The organism is Cryobacterium sp. CAN_C2, assembly GCF_015751745.1.
GTDB lineage: Bacteria > Actinomycetota > Actinomycetes > Actinomycetales > Microbacteriaceae > Cryobacterium.
Genome location: NZ_JADOUX010000051.1, coordinates 1 through 1319, shown reverse-complemented (window position 1 = coordinate 1319; position 1319 = coordinate 1). Strand labels below are relative to the sequence as shown.

At 61.0% G+C, this 1319-nt stretch carries 1 protein-coding gene; it reads left to right on the top strand.

Going from position 1 to position 1319, the window contains the following annotated elements:
- Positions 1 to 139 precede the first annotated feature (139 nt).
- A complete protein-coding gene (locus IWX77_RS16810) occupies positions 140 to 1285 on the top strand; it encodes an IS30 family transposase (protein WP_442784494.1) in 1146 nt (381 codons plus the stop codon).
- Positions 1286 to 1319 lie beyond the last annotated feature (34 nt).

Here is a 1319-nt window from a genome sequence, read left to right as displayed (position 1 = left end):
GGGCGTTTTCTAGCCGTCGTTGCAACGCTGGAGTTTGGAGTCAGCGATGGATGACAGTTCACGAAGCCGCAAGAAGGGCGCCGGCGCGCTCCCTATGGCAGAGACGCGCGTTGAATATGCTCGGTTGATGAGTCAAGGAATCACGAACGCCGAAGCGTGTCTGCAGTTGAAGATTAACCGGCGTACGGGCATGCGGTGGCGGTTTGGGCGAACCGTGAAGCAGGGGCACGGGCACGGGCACGGGCGCACGAAAACCTATCCGCCGATATCCATGATCGCCCCGTCCATCATTTCCCCGCGGTACCTCTCTGAAGCCGAGCGGATTCAGATCGCTGATGGGGTGCACGCCGGCACGACGCTGCGCCAGATCGCGGCTGGTCTTGGACGCAGTCCCTCCACGATTAGCCGGGAGATACGACGTAATAGCGCTCCGAGGTCGGGGCGGTACGCGCCTCACGCAGCCGAAATTCGCGCTGCTGTCTCACGAAAACGCCCGAGACAGAGCAAGATCGCCGGGAGTGCGCCGCTACGCACAGCGATTGAAACGTTGCTGAAGGAGCAGTGGAGCCCGAGACAGATCTGTCACCAGTTGCGCATCGACTTTCCCGGCCAACCGGAGATGCACCTCGTGCACGAAAGCATCTACCAAGCCCTCTACTCGCCGCACACCAGCGGGATCGCGCGCGGGATGACAGCACATCTGCGCACGGGTCGCCGTGGACGGTTGCCACGCCGAACAGGCTCCGCGCGGCGCTCCCGTTTCTCGGGGCCGCTCTTGGATCAACGTCCCGCTGAGGTTGATGATCGGCTTGTACCCGGTCATTGGGAAGGCGACCTCGTGTGTGGGGCGTTCAACCGCTCGGCCATCGCCACACTCGTGGAACGCACCACCGGTTTCCTCATGCTCGTGCATTTGAACGGCAAGCACGATGCCGTCAGTGTTCGCACACACGTGGGCAACGCCATGTCGGCACTGCCGCCGCACCTGCGCAAATCACTGACCTGGGATCAGGGCTCGGAGATGGCCGAATATCAACAGTTTCAGGACGACACGACCATCCCGGTCTACTTCTGTGACGCGCATTCGCCGTGGCAGCGCGGCTCTAACGAAAACACCAACGGGTTGATTCGCCAGTATTTTCCCAAGGGAACCAATTTGAACCTCCACAGTCCAGAACGTCTGGCGGAAGTCGCCGCGAAGATCAACACACGGCCACGGGAATCACGCAGCTGGGAACCGTCCGGACGGCACTTCGATAGGCTCAAAGAAATAGCCCGCATTTGATCGAGTGTTGCGACGTTCGCTAGAAAACGCCCAG